The organism is Clostridium nitrophenolicum, assembly GCF_055391695.1.
The window spans coordinates 3,496,360-3,513,608 of sequence record NZ_AP042469.1 but is presented as its reverse complement, the minus strand read 5'-3'; the positions used below and the strand labels follow the sequence as shown (position 1 = coordinate 3,513,608).

Below are 17,249 nucleotides of genomic sequence, written 5' to 3'. Positions count from 1 at the left end.
CTAAAGCATTGAAATTTTTCAATGCTTTTTTTAAGTTTATTTATGTCCCAACAAATATCACAGTTTAAGGGAGGAATAACAATGAAAGTAATGATTAGAATGAGAATGAGTATGCATGATGCTCACTATGGCGGAAACTTAGTAGATGGAGCAAAAATGTTGAATCTTTTCGGAGATGTAGCTACAGAACTCTTAATCAGAAATGATGGAGATGAGGGATTGTTCAGAGCTTATGACAATGTAGAGTTTTTAGCGCCTGTATATGCTGGGGATTACATTGAAGCAGTAGGAGAAATTGTAAGCTGTGGAAACTCTTCAAGGAAAATGGTATTTGAAGCAAGAAAAGTGATTATTCCAAGATCAGATATAAATGATTCAGCTTGCGACGTATTAGAAGAACCTATTGTAGTATGCAAAGCTAGTGGAACTTGTGTCGTACCAAATAGCAAACAAAGAAAAAAATAAGTACCATAATAAAAGTCCGAATATTTTTTATAAAGTAATTTTTGAGTCGAATATTAAGAGGAAATGGAGAGATTATTTCATGGAGAAGCTGATTATTACAGCAGCAATTTGTGGTGCTGAAGTCACAAAAAAGCATAATCCTAGCGTTCCTTATACAGTAGAGGAGATTGGAAGAGAGGCAGAAGCGGCTTATAAAGCAGGTGCAAGTATTATACACCTACATGTAAGAAATGATGATGGAACCTCTACTCAGGATAAGGAAAGATTTAGATTATGCATGGAAGAAATTAAGAGAAGGTGCCCAGATGTAATTATCCAACCATCTACTGGAGGAGCGGTAGGAATGACTAATGAGGAAAGACTTCAGCCCATATATCTTAAACCAGAAATGGCTACTCTAGATTGCGGAACTTGTAACTTTGGTGGAGATGAAGTGTTTGTCAACACTGAAAATACAATAAAAGAGTTTGGCGAAAAAATGCTTGATTTAGGTATAAAGCCAGAGCTTGAGGTATTTGACAAAGGCATGATAGATATGGCAATAAGACTCCAGAAAAAGGGATATATAAAAACTCCAATGCATTTTAACTTTGTAATGGGTGTAAATGGAGGAATAGATGCTGCTATAAGAGACTTTGAATTTCTAAGGGGAAGTATACCGCAAGGAAGCACCTTTACTGTGTCCGGAATAGGCAGAAATGAGTTTCCAGTTGCTGTTATGTCCATCATTTCAGGAGGGCACGTTAGAGTTGGCTTTGAAGATAATGTTTACTTATCAAAAGGTACACTTGCTAAGTCGAATGGTGAATTAGTTGAAAAGGTAGTAAGGCTGGCAAAGGAGCTTGGAAGAGATATTGCCAATGCAAAGGAAGCAAGAGAAATTTTAGGTATTAGTAAATAGTTTGAGCAAATAATTTAAGATTAAGGGGGGACAAAATGAATAAGATTGTTAAGCCGGAGGATTTAAAGCCTCTCTTTAAGGATGGTATGTCTATTATGATTGGTGGTTTTTTAGGCTGTGGAACTCCGCATAAAATTATAGATCTTCTAATACAGCTCAATATAAAGGACTTGACTATAATTGCAAATGATACCAGTTATGTAGATAGAGGAATAGGAAGGCTTATTGCGAACATGCAGGTTAAGAAGGTTATAGCATCTCATATAGGAACAAACTCTGAAACAGGTAGACTTATGAATTCAGGGGAAATGGAAGTAGAGCTTGTACCACAAGGTACGCTAATTGAAAGAATTAGAGCTGGTGGATCAGGACTTGGAGGAGTTTTAACACCTACAGGTGTAGGTACAACCATTGAAGAGGGTAAACAAAAGATAAGAATTGAAGATAAAGATTATCTTTTAGAATTACCATTAAAAGCTGATTTATCAATTATTAGAGGAACTATAGTAGATGAGTCTGGAAACACATTCTATAGAGGAACTACTAGAAACTTTAACCCTATAATTGCTATGGCTGGAGAAAAAGTAATAGTTGAAGCAGAAAAAATCGTTAAGACAGGACAATTAAACCCTGATTATGTTACAACTCCAGGGGTGTTAGTAGATTATATTATAGAGGGGATTGAGTAGTATGATTACAGATGGCAAGCTTGCAAAACAAATTATAGCCAAAAGAATTGCTCAAGAATTACAGGATGGACAGCTTGTAAATCTAGGAATAGGACTTCCGACCTTAGTTGCAAACTATGTGCCAGAAGGAATTAATGTTACATTTCAATCAGAAAATGGCATGGTTGGAATGGGACCTTTAAAGAAAGAAGGAGAAGAAGATTTAGATATAACTAATGCAGGGGGACAATATGTATCAATACTTCCTCATGGAGCTTTCTTTGACAGCAGTATGTCTTTTGCACTAATAAGAGGAGGGCATGTTGATATTACTGTGCTTGGTGCTTTAGAGGTAGATCAAGAGGGAAACTTAGCTAACTGGATAATACCGGGCAAGATGGTTCCAGGCATGGGAGGAGCCATGGACCTTGTTGTAGGGGCAAAAAAAGTAATAGTAGCTATGCTGCATACCGGAAAAGGTAAGCCTAAAATACTTAAAAAATGCAGTTTACCTTTAACAGCGAAAGGGGTTGTAGACCTTATAGTTACAGAACTCTGTGTTATAGAAGTAACAAAAGAAGGGCTTGTACTTAAAGAAATTCACAAAGATACAAGTGTTGAAGAAATTAGATCGATGACAGATGCTGATTTGATTATAGATGAAAATATAAAAATTATGAATGTATAGGAGGAAGTTATTATGAAAAAAGGATGTAAATATGGTACACATAGAGTAATAGAACCAAAGGGAGTTTTAACACAAGCAGCATATAAGGTTGATAATGATATGGAAATTTACAGCAATGAAATATTAATTGATGTTCAGGCATTAAATATAGATTCAGCTAGTTTTACTCAAATAGAACAGGAAGCAAATGGAGATATAGAAAAAATAAAAGCTAGAATTCTTGAAATAGTCAATGAAAGAGGGAAAATGCAAAATCCAGTAACCGGATCCGGTGGAATGTTAATAGGAACTGTAACTAAAATAGGTGAAGACTTAGCTAATATAGATTTAAAAGTTGGAGATAAGATAGCTTCTCTTGTATCACTTTCTCTAACTCCATTAAAAATTGAAGAAATAATAGATATAAAACCTGAAATAGATAGAGTTGAAGTTAAGGCAAAAGCAATATTATTTGAAAGTGCCATATATGCAAAACTTCCAAAGGACATGTCAGAAACATTGGCATTAGCAGCGTTGGATGTAGCAGGTGCTCCAGCTCAGACAGCCAAGCTTGTAAAACCAGGACAAAGTGTTTTAATTTTAGGTGCAAATGGCAAGTCAGGACTACTTTGCTGTTATGAAGCTATGAAAAGAGTGGGACCAACTGGAAGAGTAATAGCAATGGTAAGAAAGGAAGCTCAAGCTAAGAAAGTGTTAGAGCTTGGGTTATGTCATAAGGCTATAATTAGTGATGCTCAAAAACCTGTAGATGTATTAAATAAGACATTAGAAGCTAACGATGGAAAAGAAGTTGATATTTCAATTAGCTGTGTAAATGTGGCTAATACTGAAATGGCTTGTATACTTCCGGTTAAAGATAATGGTACAGTATACTTCTTCTCAATGGCAACAAGCTTTACAAAGGCTGCATTAGGTGCTGAAGGTGTAGGTAAAGACGTCACTATGATAATAGGTAATGGATATACTAAAGACCATGCTGAAATAACGCTTGCTGAATTAAGAGAAAGTGAAATATTAAGAAAATTATTTGAAGAAATGTATGTTTAATATTGATGCTAAATTCATAGGGGGGCTATATATGGGAATAAATAAAAGACATGAACTCTTTAAAGATGTTACAGATGAACAATGGAATGATTGGAAATGGCAAGTAAGAAATAGAATAGAAACTGTAGACGAGTTGAAAAAATATCTACCGTTAACGGAAGAAGAGGAAGAAGGAGTAAAGCAATGTCTTAAATCTTTAAGGATGGCAATAACTCCATATTATTTATCGCTAATTGATATCAATGATCCAAATGATGTTATAAGAAAGCAGGCTATAACAACAGCAGCAGAATTAATTAAATCTGACGTAGATTTAACGGATCCGCTTCATGAAGACGGAGATTCACCAGTACCAGGATTAACTCATAGATATCCGGATAGAGCATTGCTTTTAGTAACAGATCAATGTTCAATGTACTGCAGGCACTGTACTAGGAGAAGATTTGCTGGTCAAAGCGATACAGCCTTACCAGTAACTCAAATTGACAATGCAATAGATTATATAGCAAAGACTCCTGTTATTAGAGATGTGCTTATATCAGGTGGAGACCCTCTTCTTCTTTCTGATGAAAGGCTTGAATACATTATCCAAAGATTAAGAAATATACCGCATGTTGAAATAGTGAGATTAGGCTCAAGAACTCCTGTGGTAATGCCTCAGAGAATTACAGAGAATTTAGTAAATATGCTTAAGAAATATCATCCAATATGGCTTAATACTCATTTTAATCATCCTAATGAAATCACTGAGGAATCGAGAAGAGCTTGTGAACTTTTAGCTAATGCTGGTATACCACTTGGAAATCAATCAGTTCTTCTTAGAGGAGTTAATGATTGTGTAAATGTAATGAAGAAACTTGTACATGAATTAGTCAAAATAAGAGTTAGGCCGTACTATATATATCAATGTGATCTCTCCGTTGGACTTGAACACTTTAGAACAACTGTATCAAAAGGAATTGAAATTATAGAAGGACTAAGAGGACATACATCAGGTTTCTGTGTTCCAACCTTTGTAGTTGATGCCCCTGGTGGTGGAGGAAAGATTCCTGTGATGCCAAACTATGTAGTTTCTCAAGGATATAACAAAGTTATTCTTAGAAACTTTGAAGGAGTTATAACCACTTATGAAGAGCCTTCAGGCTATGTTCCAGGTTGTCATTGTGAGGAATGCAGTGGAGAAAAGAAAGAAAAGAGAGTTGGAATTGCTGGACTATTAAATCATCAACAAATGGCTCTTGAGCCAGAAGGCTTAGAGAGAAAACAAAGAGAAAAGCATAAGAAGGAAAATTTAATTTAGTGCATGAGTACGTACGAATAGATATTATTAAGTGATTATTCGGCGTAATAATATACTTTTAGTATAGCCCATGAGGTATCAGTAGATATGAGAAAACTAAATATATTAGAAAGAATAAAAGCATATAAAACAATATCAATAATAGGTATGGATAAAAATGTAGGTAAAACCACAGTGTTGAACTATATTTTAAATGAGGCCAGGGGAAAAATGTCCCTTGGTCTTACCTCCATAGGTAGAGATGGAGAAGATAGTGATAGAGTTACGTATACAGAAAAACCAAAAATTTATATAGAAAAGGGGACCTATGTAGCTACTGCTAAACAGTGTTTATTAAATAGTGACATTACTAAAGAAATTATAAAAACCACCGGAATTAACACTCCTATGGGAGAAGTTATTATAACTAGAGCTTTAAGTGATGGATACGTGGAATTAGGTGGACCTTCAATAAATTCTGCTATGAAAAATATATGTCATAATCTTTTAAAATGTGGCAGTGAATTAGTTATAGTAGATGGAGCTCTTAGCAGAAAGACATTAGCTTCGCCAGTAGTAACTGAAGCTGCAATATTATCCACTGGAGCATCACTTGAAAGGAGTATTAATAAGGTAGTAGATAATACTAGTTATATAGTCAAATTATTATCATTGGAAACAGAGAATGACAAGAAAATTTTAGAACTATGTAGAGAGATAATAAAGAGTTCAAAAATTGGATTTATATATAAAGATAAGACTATAAAGTGTTTAGATATATTGACTTCATTAGAAGCTTCTAGAGAAATATGTGAGAATTTAAAGGAAAAAGTTAGTCATGTAGTTATAAAAGGTATAGCATCAGATAGACTTTTAGTAGATATTATGAAATCTACAGAAAAATATAAGGGAATTACCTTCTTAATAGAAGATGGAACTAAATGTTTTGCAGAAAGAGAAACCTTTTATAAGTTTCAAAAGCAGGGAGGAATACTAAAGGTACTTAATAAGATAAGTTTAGTATGTATTACATGTAATCCTAAATCACCTTATGGATATGAATTTGATAGACATAAGTTTTTAGATGAACTTAGAAAAAATATTAGCCTGCCAGTTTTCGATGTAGTTGGAGGTGATTAATATTAAGTTTTTGGATGATGAGCAAAGGGAACAAATAGGTTTTTTATTTATATTAGATAAGCTAGAAGTTATAACGCCATATGGAGTTCAAGAAAAAAAGAATATAAGGCCTTTTAAAAGAAATGAAATTCATAAGTTGTGTAATGAACTAAACATTCTAGATATTATGTGTAAAAATTTAAAGCTTAATAAAGCAATTTATAATGATATAGAAAGAATATTTTATAAGATTAAAGATATTAGAAGCTCTATAAAAAGATGCGAGAACTTAGATAACTTAGATGATATAGAGTTATATGAGATAAAGTGCTTTGGATTATTGATAAATGAGTTTTTATTAGCTTTTGAAAGTCTGAATTTAAATATTGTAGATTTTAGATTTCACTCCCTTGAAAATTTAGTTAATATATTAGATCCAGAAGGCAAAAGAATTCCTACCTTTTATATATATAATAGCTATTCTGAAAAGTTGAAGAAAATTAGAGCGGAGAAAGAAAGACTTGAAGAAAAAATAATAATAGAAAAAGATGAGCTGAGGCTTAAAGCTCTTAAAGAAGAACGATTAAATACAGTATTAGAAGAAGAGGAAGAAGAATTAGTTATAAGAACAAAGTTAACCAAGAAAATCAAGGAGTATTGTTATATATTAAAAGAGAATATTGAAAGTATTGGTAAGTTTGATTTTTTATTAGCAAAGGCAAAGTTAACTTTAAGATATAAAGGCGTAAAGCCTGAGATTTCAGACAAGATGGAGATTGTTTTTGAAGATGTATTTAATCCTATGATTGCTGAGATTTTAGAGAATAAAGGCAAAAACTTTACAGCCTTAAATCTACAGCTTACTAGAGGTACTACTATTGTAACTGGAGCAAATATGGGAGGAAAAAGTGTTGCTTTAAAAACTATAGTTTTAAATCTTCTACTTGCTCAGTGTGGATTTTTCGTATTTGCAAAGCATGCAGTAGTACCAACATTGGATTTTATACATTTTATATCAGATGATATGCAGTCAGTATCTAAGGGACTTAGTACTTTTGGAGCAGAAATACTTAAGCTTAAAGAAGTTATTGAAGATGCAAAAAAGAAAAAAGGTTTTATTGCTTTAGATGAATTTGCTAGGGGAACAAATCCTAAGGAAGGCTATTATTTAGTTAAGTCAATATCGAAATATTTAATAAATTTTGATTCTGTAAGCCTTATTTCAACTCATTATGATGGAATAACTGATGATGATATGGAGCACTACCAAGTAATAGGACTTAAAAATATAGATTTTAATTCTTTAAAATACAAGATTGATTTAAATAAGAGGTATTCGGTAGAAATAATGCAAGATCATATGGAATATCGTTTAGAGAGGGTATCAAAAGAAAGCGGAGTTCCAAAGGATGCTTTAAATATATGTGTACTGCTTGGATTGGAAGATGAAGTTATAAATATAGCAAAAAAATATTATAGCGATGATTACAAAATGAAATGATATATCAGAGGGAAAGAAGGGGAAAAAAGCTATGGAAAGTAAATTAAATTTAGACTGGGCTATAGTGGATAAGAGTAGACAAGCGGCTAAAAATATAGCGATATATACTCAAGAATTCATTAATAAAAATACTACTATATCTGTAGAAAGAACTATATGTAGACTTCTTGGAATTGACGGAGTAGACGAGTATGGAGTACCTCTTCCTAACGTAGTAGTTGATAACATAGAAAAGGGAAATGGGCTTTCAATGGGAGCAGCTTTATTTATAGGAAATGCAATAGTCAATACAAATCTAACTCCACAGGAGATAGCAGAAAAAGTGGGAAAAAGAGAACTAGATTTAACTAAGCTTCCAATGAAAGATTTATTCGAAATAAAGATAGCTGTTAATAGAATTGCAAAAGAAACAGTTGAAAGAATAAGAAAAAATAGAGATAAAAGAGAACAATATCTTCAGAAGTTTGGAGATAAAAAAGGGCCATATCTTTATGTAATTGTTGCAACAGGAAATATATATGAAGATATAGTTCAAGCTGAAGCTGCTGCAAAACAAGGAGCAGATATTATTGCAGTAATAAGAACAACAGGGCAAAGCTTACTAGATTATGTACCTTATGGTGCAACAACAGAAGGCTTTGGGGGAACTTTTGCTACTCAAGAGAACTTTAAACTTATGAGAAAAGCTTTAGACGAAGTTGGAGAAGAACTAGGAAGATATATAAGACTTTGTAACTATTGTTCAGGGCTTTGCATGCCTGAAATTGCAGCTATGGGAGCTTTAGAAAGATTAGACGTTATGCTTAATGATGCTCTTTATGGAATATTATTTAGAGATATAAATATGAAAAGAACTATTGTAGATCAATATTTTTCAAGGATAATTAATGGTTTTGCAGGAGTAATTATAAACACTGGAGAGGATAATTACTTAACTACTTCAGATGCAGTTGAGGAAGCTCATACAGTACTTGCTTCTCAATTTATTAATGAACAATTTGCTCTTTTTGCAGGACTTCCTGAAGAACAAATGGGACTAGGACATGCATTTGAAATTAACCCTGAGTTAAAGAATGGATTTGTATATGAGTTAGCTCAGGCTCAAATGGTTAGAGAAATATTCCCGAAAGCACCACTAAAATACATGCCTCCTACTAAGTTTATGACAGGAAACATATTTAAGGGCCACGTTCAAGATGCATTATTTAATATGATTACCGTATTAACCTCGCAAAAGCTTCATTTACTTGGAATGCTTACAGAAGCTATTCATACTCCATTTATGTCTGATAGAGCACTATCTATAGAAAATGCTAGATATATTTTTAATACTATGGAGGATTTAGGTGAAGAAATAAGTTTTAAAAAAGGCGGCATAATGGAAAAAAGAGCATCAGAAGTATTAAACAAAGCCTGTGAACTTCTACAGGAGATAGAATCTATAGGATTATTCAAGACCCTTGAAAGAGGAGTATTTGCAGGAGTCAAAAGACCAATAGATGGAGGAAAAGGATTGGATGGGGTAGTTGAAAAAGGAAAAGATTATTTCAATCCATTTATAGATATGATGTTAAAAGACAAAGCAGATGACCATCCTACAGGTACAGTATAGATAATGTAAGGAGGTAGATGTTAATGGGTGGGGGATTATATTCAACTAATAAAAAGGAATTTGATAAAGATTTAGATTTAACAAAGTTAAAGCCATACGGAGATACAATGAATGATGGTAAGGTTCAAGTTAGTCTTACCCTTCCGGTAGAGGATGGAGACAAGGCAGTGGAAGCAGCTAAGATACTAGCAAAGAAGATGGGGCTAGAAGATCCTTCAGTAGCGTATCATTGTGCTCTAGACAAGGAATTCACATTTTGTGTAGTATATGGTAGCTTAACGCATACTGTTGATTATACTTCGATTCAGGTTCAAACTGTTGATGTTCATACTATGGATATGAGTGAAGTGAATGAATATATTAAAGATAATATAAAACGTAAGGTTGTTGTTGTAGGGGCAAGTACAGGCACTGATGCTCATACAGTTGGAATAGACGCTATTATGAATATGAAGGGCTTTGCTGGACATTATGGACTAGAGAGATATGAAATGATAGAAGCTCATAATTTGGGAAGCCAAGTTCCAAATGAAGAGTTTATTAAAAAGGCAATAGAATTTAAAGCAGATGTACTTTTAGTGTCTCAAACAGTTACCCAAAAGAATATCCATATACAAAACTTAACGGAACTTGTAGAACTTTTAGAAGCAGAAGGTTTAAGGGATAAGGTGATCTTAATCTGTGGAGGACCAAGAATAACCCATGAACTTGCAAAGGAACTGGGTTATGATGCAGGATTTGGTCCTGGAAAATACGCTGATGATGTAGCTACTTTTGCAATAACTGAGATAGTTAAAAGAAGAAATAAATAAATATGGAAAATGGGGATACATTTTTGAGATGTAAATAAGAGTTCACACAAAAAAGGGGGTAATAAAGTATGAGAGAAGTAGTTATAGTAAGTGCAACAAGAACAGCTATTGGTTCCTTTGGAGGTGCATTAAAAGATGTACCAGCAGTGGATCTAGGTGCCATCGTAATAAAAGAAGCTATATATAGAGCGGGTATTAAGCCTGAGATAGTAGATGAGGTAATAATGGGAAATGTTTTGCAGGCAGGACTCGGACAAAATGCAGCTAGACAGGCGATGGTTAAAGCAGGTATTCCAGTTGAAGTCCCTGCCATGACTATAAACAAGGTTTGCGGCTCAGGTTTAAGGGCGGTTTCATTAGCATGTCAAATAATAAAAGCTGGAGATGCAGATGTAATTATAGCTGGTGGCATGGAAAATATGTCAAGAGCTCCCTACCTTTTAAACAATGCAAGATGGGGACAGAGAATGGGAAGCGGGGAATTGGTTGACGAAATGATAAATGACGGATTAACAGATGTATTTAACAAATATCATATGGGAATAACTGCAGAAAATATAGCTGAAAAGTGGGGAATTACTAGAGAAGAACAGGATCAGTTTGCACTAGCATCACAGAATAAAGCAGAAGCGGCTATAAAAGCTGGAAAATTTGAAGAGGAAATAGTACCAGTAGCTATTAAGACAAAAAAAGGTGAAGTTATATTTGAAAAAGATGAATTTCCAAGGTTCGGTACAACAATTGAATCTTTGACAAAATTAAAACCAGCTTTCAAGAAAGATGGTACAGTGACTGCTGGTAATGCATCAGGAATAAATGATTGCGCTGCTGCAGTTATTGTAATGAGTGCAGAAAAAGCTGATGAACTAGGAGTTAAACCTCTTGCTAAAATAGTTTCTTATGGACAGAGAGGCCTAGAACCATCAATAATGGGGTATGGACCATTCCATGCAACTAAAAAGGCATTAGAATTATCTGACTTAAAAATAGAAGATATAGATCTTATTGAAGCAAATGAAGCATTTGCAGCTCAAAGCTTAGCTGTTGCAAAAGATTTAAAGTTTAATATGGATAAAGTAAATGTAAACGGTGGAGCTATAGCTCTTGGACATCCAATTGGAGCTTCGGGGACAAGAATACTTGTATCACTGTTACACGAAATGAAAAGAAGAGATGTAAAAACTGGATTGGCAACTCTATGTATAGGCGGAGGAATGGGAACAGCCCTTATAGTTGAACGAATCTAGAATATATGAAAGTAGAGGAAAGATAGCACAAGAAAATGCAGATGCCATAGTTAATAAAATTACAGGAAAAACAGATTTGAACCTAGCGGCAAATTGTGATATAGTAGTTGAAGCTGAAGTTGAAAATATGAATTATGAAAGAATTGGTGTTCATACTAGAAAAAAGAAGCATAAGAGGTGTGTTATAAAGTGGCAAAGAAAAGTGCTAGAAATAATGATTTTTTAAACAATGCTAAGGTAAAAGCTTCTCCCAAAATATATTCTTTATTAGTGAATTTAGTAAATGACGGTAGAGAGGACTTGGCGGAAACAGTATTAAGAATTGATTATCTGCTAGAATATGCAAGTACCTGTATAAAACAAAAGGATTTTGATGAATCAAAGGAAGCTTTAAATAAAGCAAAGATTAGAATCGAAATGCTGGAGAAAGAAGGAGCAGAAACGGAATATCTTAAATATTTGTATGAAGGCATAGTTAAGAAATCCAGAGTGTATTAGAAAAGATAGTATTAGAAAAGCTTATTTTAGACAACTCTTACATAATAGGAGTAGTTTGGGGTAGGCTTTAATTTTTTATTGTTTTGAAACTATAAATAAAATTCGTAAATATTGACAAGCAGTTTTGTATGAAGTATAATATGAACAAGGTTCATTAAAAATAAAAGTATATTTTAGAAAGCATTAATTTTTTTAAAGTAAAGTGAACATTGTTCACTTTATCGGTAGATTATAAGATAAAATGGAGGTTTTGATGCAAAAATGGATATTATTCAATCAGCACTAAATTTTTCATTTTCCTTAATTTCTAATAGATACTATAAAAACTTTAACAGGAACACAAAAAAAGCTGCAGAAGTGAACAAAAGCGTCTTGATGGAAATTTTAGAAATGAACAAAGAAAGTGAATATGGTCGTATACATAATTTTAAAGATATAAAAGACGTTAAAGATTACAAGAGAAATGTACCAATAACAAGTTATAGCGACTATGAAAATTTTATTGAAAGAATTGCAAAGGGTGAATCAAATATACTAACTTGTGAAGAGATAGAGTACTTTGGATTGAGTTCAGGTACAACAGGTAAACAAAAGTATATTCCAGTCACTGCAAGATCTAGAAAAATAAATAATAGCTACATGAACTTTTTAAATCAGGGGTTATTGTATAATTCCATTCCAGCTGCGAAAAAAGGTGGGAGAGGAATGTTTTTGATGAATATGGCAAATCCGTCAGTAATAACTGAAGGAGGAATTCCAGCTGGAGCTGGTACCTCTGAAGGGATTAAGGCTATGAAAGGCATATTGCCTTATATTTGGACTTCGCCAATTGAAGTGCTTGAAATTCCTGAGCAGCAGATTGCAAATTATTTACACTTACTCTTTGCATTAAAGGAAAGAAATCTATCATATATTGCATCTCCTTTTCCATCGAATATAGTTCAAATGTTTGGAGCTATAGAAGAAAATTGGAGAGAATTAATAAAAGATATAGTAGAAGGAACTATTAGTGAACAGTTGAGGCTTGATCCTAAAATTAAAATTACACTAGAGAAGAAGATAAAACCTAATCCCAAAAGAGCAGAAGAACTTAAGAAAGAGTTTACTAATGGCATGGATGGGATTTGCAGAAGAATATGGCCTAATATGCACTATGTGAGTTGCGTAGCAGGGGGAAGTTTTAGTATCTACATTAATAAGCTTAGATACTTTATTGGTGAATTACCTGTTTTTTCATCAGTGTATGGAGCAACAGAGGCTCTTATTGGAATGGCAGTTAAACCAAATGATACAACTTATGTAGTTGTTCCTGGAAGTGTCTATTTTGAATTTATACCTTTAAGTGAACAAATAAGTGAACAAAATTCAGAAAAACCAATAGCTTTAAATCTGGACGAGCTGAAAGTGGGAGAAAGCTATGAGGTGGTAACAACTAACTATTCTGGTTTTTATCGTTATCGACTTGGAGATATAATTAAAGTTGTAAATTATTATCACGAAAGTCCTGTTATTGAATTTTTATATAGAAAAGGTCAGCTGCTTAATATTGCTGCGGAAAAAACACAAGAAGCAGCAGTACAGCATGCTGTAATGACAGCAGCAAAGAAGTGGGAAACTGAACTTGTAGATTATACTGTTATTCAAGATTTAAGTTCTACTGTGGGATTCTATAAATTTTATGTGGAAGTGAATAATCCTGAAGCATTGCTAAATAATATTGAAAAAAATAGAGCTATTCTAGAAAAAGCATTAGGAGAAGCTAATCCACGATATTTAGCAGGTCTAAAGGCTAATAGGATTGTACCTTTGAAATTACAGGTTGTAAAATGTGGAACTTTTGAAAGTGTTAGAAAAGAGCTTTTAAAAAAGGGAGCTTCAGTAAATCAAGTGAAGATTCCCAGAGTGATTAATGATAAAAAGTTAATTTTATTACTAGATCAAAATACTGAAATATTGGAGGAATTGATATGAAAAAAGACTATGGTAAGTCAAAGATAATATTGTTTATAACTCTTTTTCTAGTTATGGTAGGATTCGGAATAATTATTCCTATTATACCTTTTTACGTTAATAGTATGGGTGGCGGTTCTGCTGCACTAGGCATTTTTATGTCTGCTTATTCAGTTATGTAGTTCTTCTTTGCACCTTTTTGGGGAAGGATGTCAGATAGAATTGGGAGAAGACCGGTTTTGTTAATATGAATTAGTTGATATCTCTTGGAAATGCTCTTATAATTAAGGCTTTCAAGATATTTATCTCATATGTAGTTTCTGTTCGTCAGGCCAGAGCTTTGCCGCTGACTTCCTTCAGATTCCACCTCACGGTGGACACCCTTGTCTTAAGCTAACGGTTGGCAATATCGCCCCCCGTATCGGACTTACACCGACAAGTAAGCGCCCATGCTGGGCGCACAAGAAAAAAACCTAAGGTAAATTATATTCTACCTTAGGTTGATAGCTATAGGGTGACATCCCGATAGAAGGAGCCTATTCATATATCAATTTTTCTGCCATTTCCGGAAAGTCAATAAATGGATTCCGGTTCCCTTGCAATTCAAAGATGGCCAGGTTTCGATGCTTTTCATAGAGAGAAACCGGAAATTCATGATGCCATTTTAATAAAATCGCAAGGTTCACGAAGTCGTTATTGATCATTCCTTGGTACCGAGTTAAAAAATATAGTGTAGCCCTGGAAACAATTCCCTTACCGTATTCAGGCTCAAACTTTCCTGCATCTGCCTTTCCGCAGCCTTCCTTAATTCCAGAAGGATGGTTTTCTGGAACGTAGTCAGGAAAATCATAATAAGGATGGTTTCCGCGGCGGCTATTGCATGTAGGTTCACAGGCAAACAGATGATGCAAATCTCCCCTCATTGGTTCTTGTTTATGAAACCAGGATTGAGGTACCACATGCTCACAATTTAAGATCATTTTATCGGATAAACGAGGAATGTTTTCTCTTTCCATGTTTTCAAGTAACCGAATATCTTCCTCAATGACAGCGATTGGATCCATTCCTTTCCCGGAGTATAAACTTTTGAGTTTCCCATTCTCCTGAAGATCAACCCATGGATAAACATAAAGATGAGGAGAGTAACTTAGTTGATGCTGATGTGTGTTTTCTAATAGAGCATGAATACTGTTTCTCTTAAGTGAAATATTTTGATAATATGTTTGCTTGATTTCTTTATCTCTTTGTTCCTCATAGTAGCTGCGGTGATTGCTATATTCCAAATAGATGACCTTTGCACTCTCCCGTTCTTCTTCCAGTAATTCCAGACGGTTCATCATGAGCGCATCAATTTAGCAACAAATTGTGGACCAAATAAATCCGATAAGTGATCCATTACAGTTAAGTAAACCAGCCCATTACCTTCAAGTTTTGGAGAATTTCCTAAGGGCACTGTTCTTTTTATTAATTGGGCATAAAGTTCAGACTCTGTAATATTGCGTTCGAAGCTTGTACTGGCCAGTACTTTTATCAGTGCCACTGCTCCCGAAACATGAGGTGTAGCCATGGAGGTTCCACTCAATGTTGCATAGGTTCCATTTAAATAGGTTGATAAAATTCCCTCTCCAGGAGCCACTACGTCGACTTCATTGTTAGAATTAGAAAAATCAGAAGAGTGTCTTTTCAAGTCAATTGCGCCTACACTTACCACTTCATTATAAGAGCCCGGATAGTCAAATTCATCAGTCGAACCATTACCATCACCACTATTTCCTGCTGCACAAATTACCAAAATGTTGTTGGCGACAGCTTTTTGAATAGCTTCATGCAGTTCGGGAACATTCTCTGGCCCTCCCAGCGACATCGAGATAATATCAGCTTTTTGTTCGATTGCATAGTGAATCCCATTAATAATCCATTCGTATTGGCCAGAGCCATTTTTATCAAGAACTTTGATAATAAGTAGATTCGCTTCAGGGGCTACGCCAACAACACCCTTATTGTTTTGTACTGCGGCGATCGTCCCTGCAACATGGGTCCCATGACCATTGTAATCCTTGTAAACATTAGGGTTCCCACCATCATCGTCCGTGAAATTTCTTCCGCCGACAATTCGTTCCTTTAAGTCCGGGTGGGTAGTATCGCAGCCAGTATCCAATATGGCAACCGTGATCCCCTTTCCTTTTGTTTGATCCCAGATTTTTGGGGCCTGAATCATTTCAACCCCTCTGGGAACTTCATTGACCTCATCTATCTGTTTAATCACTAGAAACGGAATTACATGTACTTTTCGTTCCATTTGTACTCCCTCCTATAAATTTTTTTCAATGATTCAATGACATATATATATTCTACATTTATGATATATTCTACATTTATGGTAAAAAATCCTTTATTATTCAGAAAATTGTTAATAAAATTTTCCTTAACAAACTGCAGCCATTCAAAGTGTTCTTATCAGTTCTCAATCTCATTCATTACAGTGATTTCACATACCAACATAATACTAAGATTAGACGCCTGCGCTTGTAAGGGCATTGGTTGATGCTATTACACAAAACTGAATAGAATCCATCAACATGTATGAATGAAAATACAGGATATTGATTCCAGAATAGGTTTGAAAATGGCATAATAGGTTTAATAGTGCATGATTTTCATATAGGAGGAGATTTAAATGAATAGAATGGAAGTACTTTTAAAGAATCTGAAAAAGAGAAACTTTAAGGCTGAATATTACCCTACCGGGATAGAAGCAAAAAGCGCCATACTTGAACATATAGCATCACAGGAGTCTGTTGACATAGGAGGCTCTATGACCATTCTCGAAATGGGAGTGCAGAAGGAGCTGCAGGAAAGGGGTAACAAGGTATTTTGGCACTGGCTGGTTGAAGCGGATGAAAGGGATGAAACCCGAAAAAAGCAGCAGCGGCAGATGCATATTTATCAAGTACAAACGCAGTAACAATGAATGGTGAACTAATCAATATCGATGGTTCGGGAAACAGGGTAAGTTCTATGTTCTATGAGCCTAAAAAGGTCATCATCGTTTGTGGTATAAATAAAATAGTAGAAAATTATGAGACTGGTATAGAAAGAATAAAGAACACTGCATGCCCACAGAATGCCAGGAGACTAAAATTGGATACTCCCTGTGCCAAAACGGGAAAGTGCAGTGATTGCAGTTCACCGCATAGGATGTGCAATGTAGTTGTAAAACTTGAGCCGGGAAAGAGATATATATTCTTATCGTTGGAGAGCCAATGGGATTTTGATATAAAAAAGCCACCGGATTTTATGGTCAGTAATCCGGCAGCTCCATTGAAATATAGAAGAAAGGAAAACTATGCTATAGGGAGAAATAGTATGGTTTTTTCTTTTTTACTTAGATTTTTCAGACTTAATAATAAGCTGTATAGTATAAAAAGAGAGAATCTATTTAAAGATTCTCTCCTGTAATTT

At 34.4% G+C, this 17,249-nt stretch carries 16 protein-coding genes and 2 pseudogenes; 16 read left to right on the top strand and 2 right to left on the bottom strand.

The genetic code is table 11. From position 1 onward, the window contains the following. Nucleotides 1–81: 81 nt before the first annotated feature. The 15 genes and pseudogenes from kal to ACZ5N4_RS16700 all read left to right on the top strand — a co-directional run. A complete protein-coding gene (gene kal, locus ACZ5N4_RS16770) occupies nucleotides 82–465 on the top strand; it encodes a 3-aminobutyryl-CoA ammonia lyase (protein ID WP_464203640.1) in 384 nt (127 codons plus the stop codon). Nucleotides 466–544: 79 nt separating this feature from the next. Further along, entirely contained in the window at nucleotides 545–1,366 is an 822-nt protein-coding gene (gene kce, locus ACZ5N4_RS16765) for a 3-keto-5-aminohexanoate cleavage enzyme (protein WP_464203639.1), read from the top strand. 35 nt (nucleotides 1,367–1,401) lie between these two features. Then, nucleotides 1,402–2,055, top strand: a complete 654-nt coding sequence (gene atoD / locus ACZ5N4_RS16760) for an acetate CoA-transferase subunit alpha (protein WP_464203638.1) — start codon at nucleotides 1,402–1,404, stop codon at nucleotides 2,053–2,055. 1 nt (nucleotide 2,056) lies between these two features. After that, nucleotides 2,057–2,722, top strand: a complete 666-nt coding sequence (locus tag ACZ5N4_RS16755; RefSeq protein ID WP_464203637.1) for a CoA transferase subunit B — start codon at nucleotides 2,057–2,059, stop codon at nucleotides 2,720–2,722. A gap of 12 nt (nucleotides 2,723–2,734) precedes the next feature. After that, entirely contained in the window at nucleotides 2,735–3,769 is a 1,035-nt protein-coding gene (gene kdd / locus ACZ5N4_RS16750; RefSeq protein WP_464203636.1) for an L-erythro-3,5-diaminohexanoate dehydrogenase, read from the top strand. A 31-nt stretch (nucleotides 3,770–3,800) separates the two neighbouring features. After that, on the top strand, nucleotides 3,801–5,069 hold the full coding sequence (gene kamA, locus ACZ5N4_RS16745; RefSeq protein WP_464203635.1) for a lysine 2,3-aminomutase: 1,269 nt from the start codon (nucleotides 3,801–3,803) through the stop codon (nucleotides 5,067–5,069). An 87-nt stretch (nucleotides 5,070–5,156) separates the two neighbouring features. After that, nucleotides 5,157–6,188 (top strand): lysine 5,6-aminomutase reactivase subunit KamB, encoded by a 1,032-nt coding sequence (gene kamB / locus ACZ5N4_RS16740; protein ID WP_464203634.1) that lies wholly within the window; start codon nucleotides 5,157–5,159, stop codon nucleotides 6,186–6,188. Between the two features lie 10 nt (nucleotides 6,189–6,198). Next, nucleotides 6,199–7,668 (top strand): lysine 5,6-aminomutase reactivase ATPase KamC, encoded by a 1,470-nt coding sequence (gene kamC / locus ACZ5N4_RS16735; RefSeq protein WP_464203633.1) that lies wholly within the window; start codon nucleotides 6,199–6,201, stop codon nucleotides 7,666–7,668. Nucleotides 7,669–7,699: 31 nt separating this feature from the next. Continuing rightward, nucleotides 7,700–9,280: a lysine 5,6-aminomutase subunit alpha gene (kamD, locus tag ACZ5N4_RS16730; RefSeq protein WP_464203632.1), complete on the top strand. Its 1,581-nt coding sequence runs from the start codon at nucleotides 7,700–7,702 to the stop codon at nucleotides 9,278–9,280. A gap of 23 nt (nucleotides 9,281–9,303) precedes the next feature. Beyond that, nucleotides 9,304–10,092 (top strand): lysine 5,6-aminomutase subunit beta, encoded by a 789-nt coding sequence (gene kamE / locus ACZ5N4_RS16725; protein WP_464203631.1) that lies wholly within the window; start codon nucleotides 9,304–9,306, stop codon nucleotides 10,090–10,092. A 68-nt stretch (nucleotides 10,093–10,160) separates the two neighbouring features. Further along, entirely contained in the window at nucleotides 10,161–11,339 is a 1,179-nt protein-coding gene (locus ACZ5N4_RS16720) for an acetyl-CoA C-acetyltransferase (protein WP_464203630.1), read from the top strand. Then, a complete protein-coding gene (locus ACZ5N4_RS16715) occupies nucleotides 11,326–11,565 on the top strand; it encodes a 3-hydroxyacyl-CoA dehydrogenase NAD-binding domain-containing protein (RefSeq protein WP_464203629.1) in 240 nt (79 codons plus the stop codon). The genes ACZ5N4_RS16720 and ACZ5N4_RS16715 overlap by 14 nt, the downstream gene beginning before the upstream one ends. After that, the gene (locus tag ACZ5N4_RS16710; protein WP_464203628.1) at nucleotides 11,529–11,837 is read left to right on the top strand and encodes a hypothetical protein; all 309 of its coding nucleotides are present in this window, start codon (nucleotides 11,529–11,531) and stop codon (nucleotides 11,835–11,837) included. The genes ACZ5N4_RS16715 and ACZ5N4_RS16710 overlap by 37 nt, the downstream gene beginning before the upstream one ends. Before the next feature lie 261 nt (nucleotides 11,838–12,098). Further along, nucleotides 12,099–13,808 (top strand): GH3 auxin-responsive promoter family protein, encoded by a 1,710-nt coding sequence (locus ACZ5N4_RS16705; protein ID WP_464203627.1) that lies wholly within the window; start codon nucleotides 12,099–12,101, stop codon nucleotides 13,806–13,808. Beyond that, nucleotides 13,805–14,035 (top strand): annotated as a pseudogene (locus ACZ5N4_RS16700) (MFS transporter); the annotation flags it as partial. The gene ACZ5N4_RS16705 and the pseudogene ACZ5N4_RS16700, both read left to right, overlap by 4 nt. Before the next feature lie 288 nt (nucleotides 14,036–14,323). Here ACZ5N4_RS16700 and ACZ5N4_RS16695 read toward each other — a convergent pair. Next, complete coding sequence (locus ACZ5N4_RS16695) at nucleotides 14,324–15,124, bottom strand: endonuclease I family protein (RefSeq protein WP_464203626.1); 801 nt, start codon at nucleotides 15,122–15,124, stop codon at nucleotides 14,324–14,326. Then, complete coding sequence (locus ACZ5N4_RS16690) at nucleotides 15,124–16,086, bottom strand: S8 family peptidase (protein WP_464203625.1); 963 nt, start codon at nucleotides 16,084–16,086, stop codon at nucleotides 15,124–15,126. The genes ACZ5N4_RS16695 and ACZ5N4_RS16690 overlap by 1 nt, the downstream gene beginning before the upstream one ends. A gap of 378 nt (nucleotides 16,087–16,464) precedes the next feature. Here ACZ5N4_RS16690 and ACZ5N4_RS16685 point away from each other — a divergent pair. Next, a pseudogene (locus ACZ5N4_RS16685) lies at nucleotides 16,465–17,246 on the top strand (lactate utilization protein). The last annotated feature ends 3 nt before the right edge of the window (nucleotides 17,247–17,249 follow it).

What these genes read in the sequence shown, in the direction of transcription:
- kal (WP_464203640.1), top strand. Translation starts at nt 82, where the DNA reads ATGAAAGTAATGATTAGAATGAGAATGAGTATGCATGATGCTCACTAT.
- kce (WP_464203639.1), top strand. Translation starts at nt 545, where the DNA reads ATGGAGAAGCTGATTATTACAGCAGCAATTTGTGGTGCTGAAGTCACA.
- atoD (WP_464203638.1), top strand. Translation starts at nt 1,402, where the DNA reads ATGAATAAGATTGTTAAGCCGGAGGATTTAAAGCCTCTCTTTAAGGAT.
- ACZ5N4_RS16755 (WP_464203637.1), top strand. Translation starts at nt 2,057, where the DNA reads ATGATTACAGATGGCAAGCTTGCAAAACAAATTATAGCCAAAAGAATT.
- kdd (WP_464203636.1), top strand. Translation starts at nt 2,735, where the DNA reads ATGAAAAAAGGATGTAAATATGGTACACATAGAGTAATAGAACCAAAG.
- kamA (WP_464203635.1), top strand. Translation starts at nt 3,801, where the DNA reads ATGGGAATAAATAAAAGACATGAACTCTTTAAAGATGTTACAGATGAA.
- kamB (WP_464203634.1), top strand. Translation starts at nt 5,157, where the DNA reads ATGAGAAAACTAAATATATTAGAAAGAATAAAAGCATATAAAACAATA.
- kamD (WP_464203632.1), top strand. Translation starts at nt 7,700, where the DNA reads ATGGAAAGTAAATTAAATTTAGACTGGGCTATAGTGGATAAGAGTAGA.
- kamE (WP_464203631.1), top strand. Translation starts at nt 9,304, where the DNA reads ATGGGTGGGGGATTATATTCAACTAATAAAAAGGAATTTGATAAAGAT.
- ACZ5N4_RS16720 (WP_464203630.1), top strand. Translation starts at nt 10,161, where the DNA reads ATGAGAGAAGTAGTTATAGTAAGTGCAACAAGAACAGCTATTGGTTCC.
- ACZ5N4_RS16705 (WP_464203627.1), top strand. Translation starts at nt 12,099, where the DNA reads ATGGATATTATTCAATCAGCACTAAATTTTTCATTTTCCTTAATTTCT.
- ACZ5N4_RS16695 (WP_464203626.1), bottom strand. Translation starts at nt 15,124, where the DNA reads ATGAACCGTCTGGAATTACTGGAAGAAGAACGGGAGAGTGCAAAGGTC.
- ACZ5N4_RS16690 (WP_464203625.1), bottom strand. Translation starts at nt 16,086, where the DNA reads ATGGAACGAAAAGTACATGTAATTCCGTTTCTAGTGATTAAACAGATA.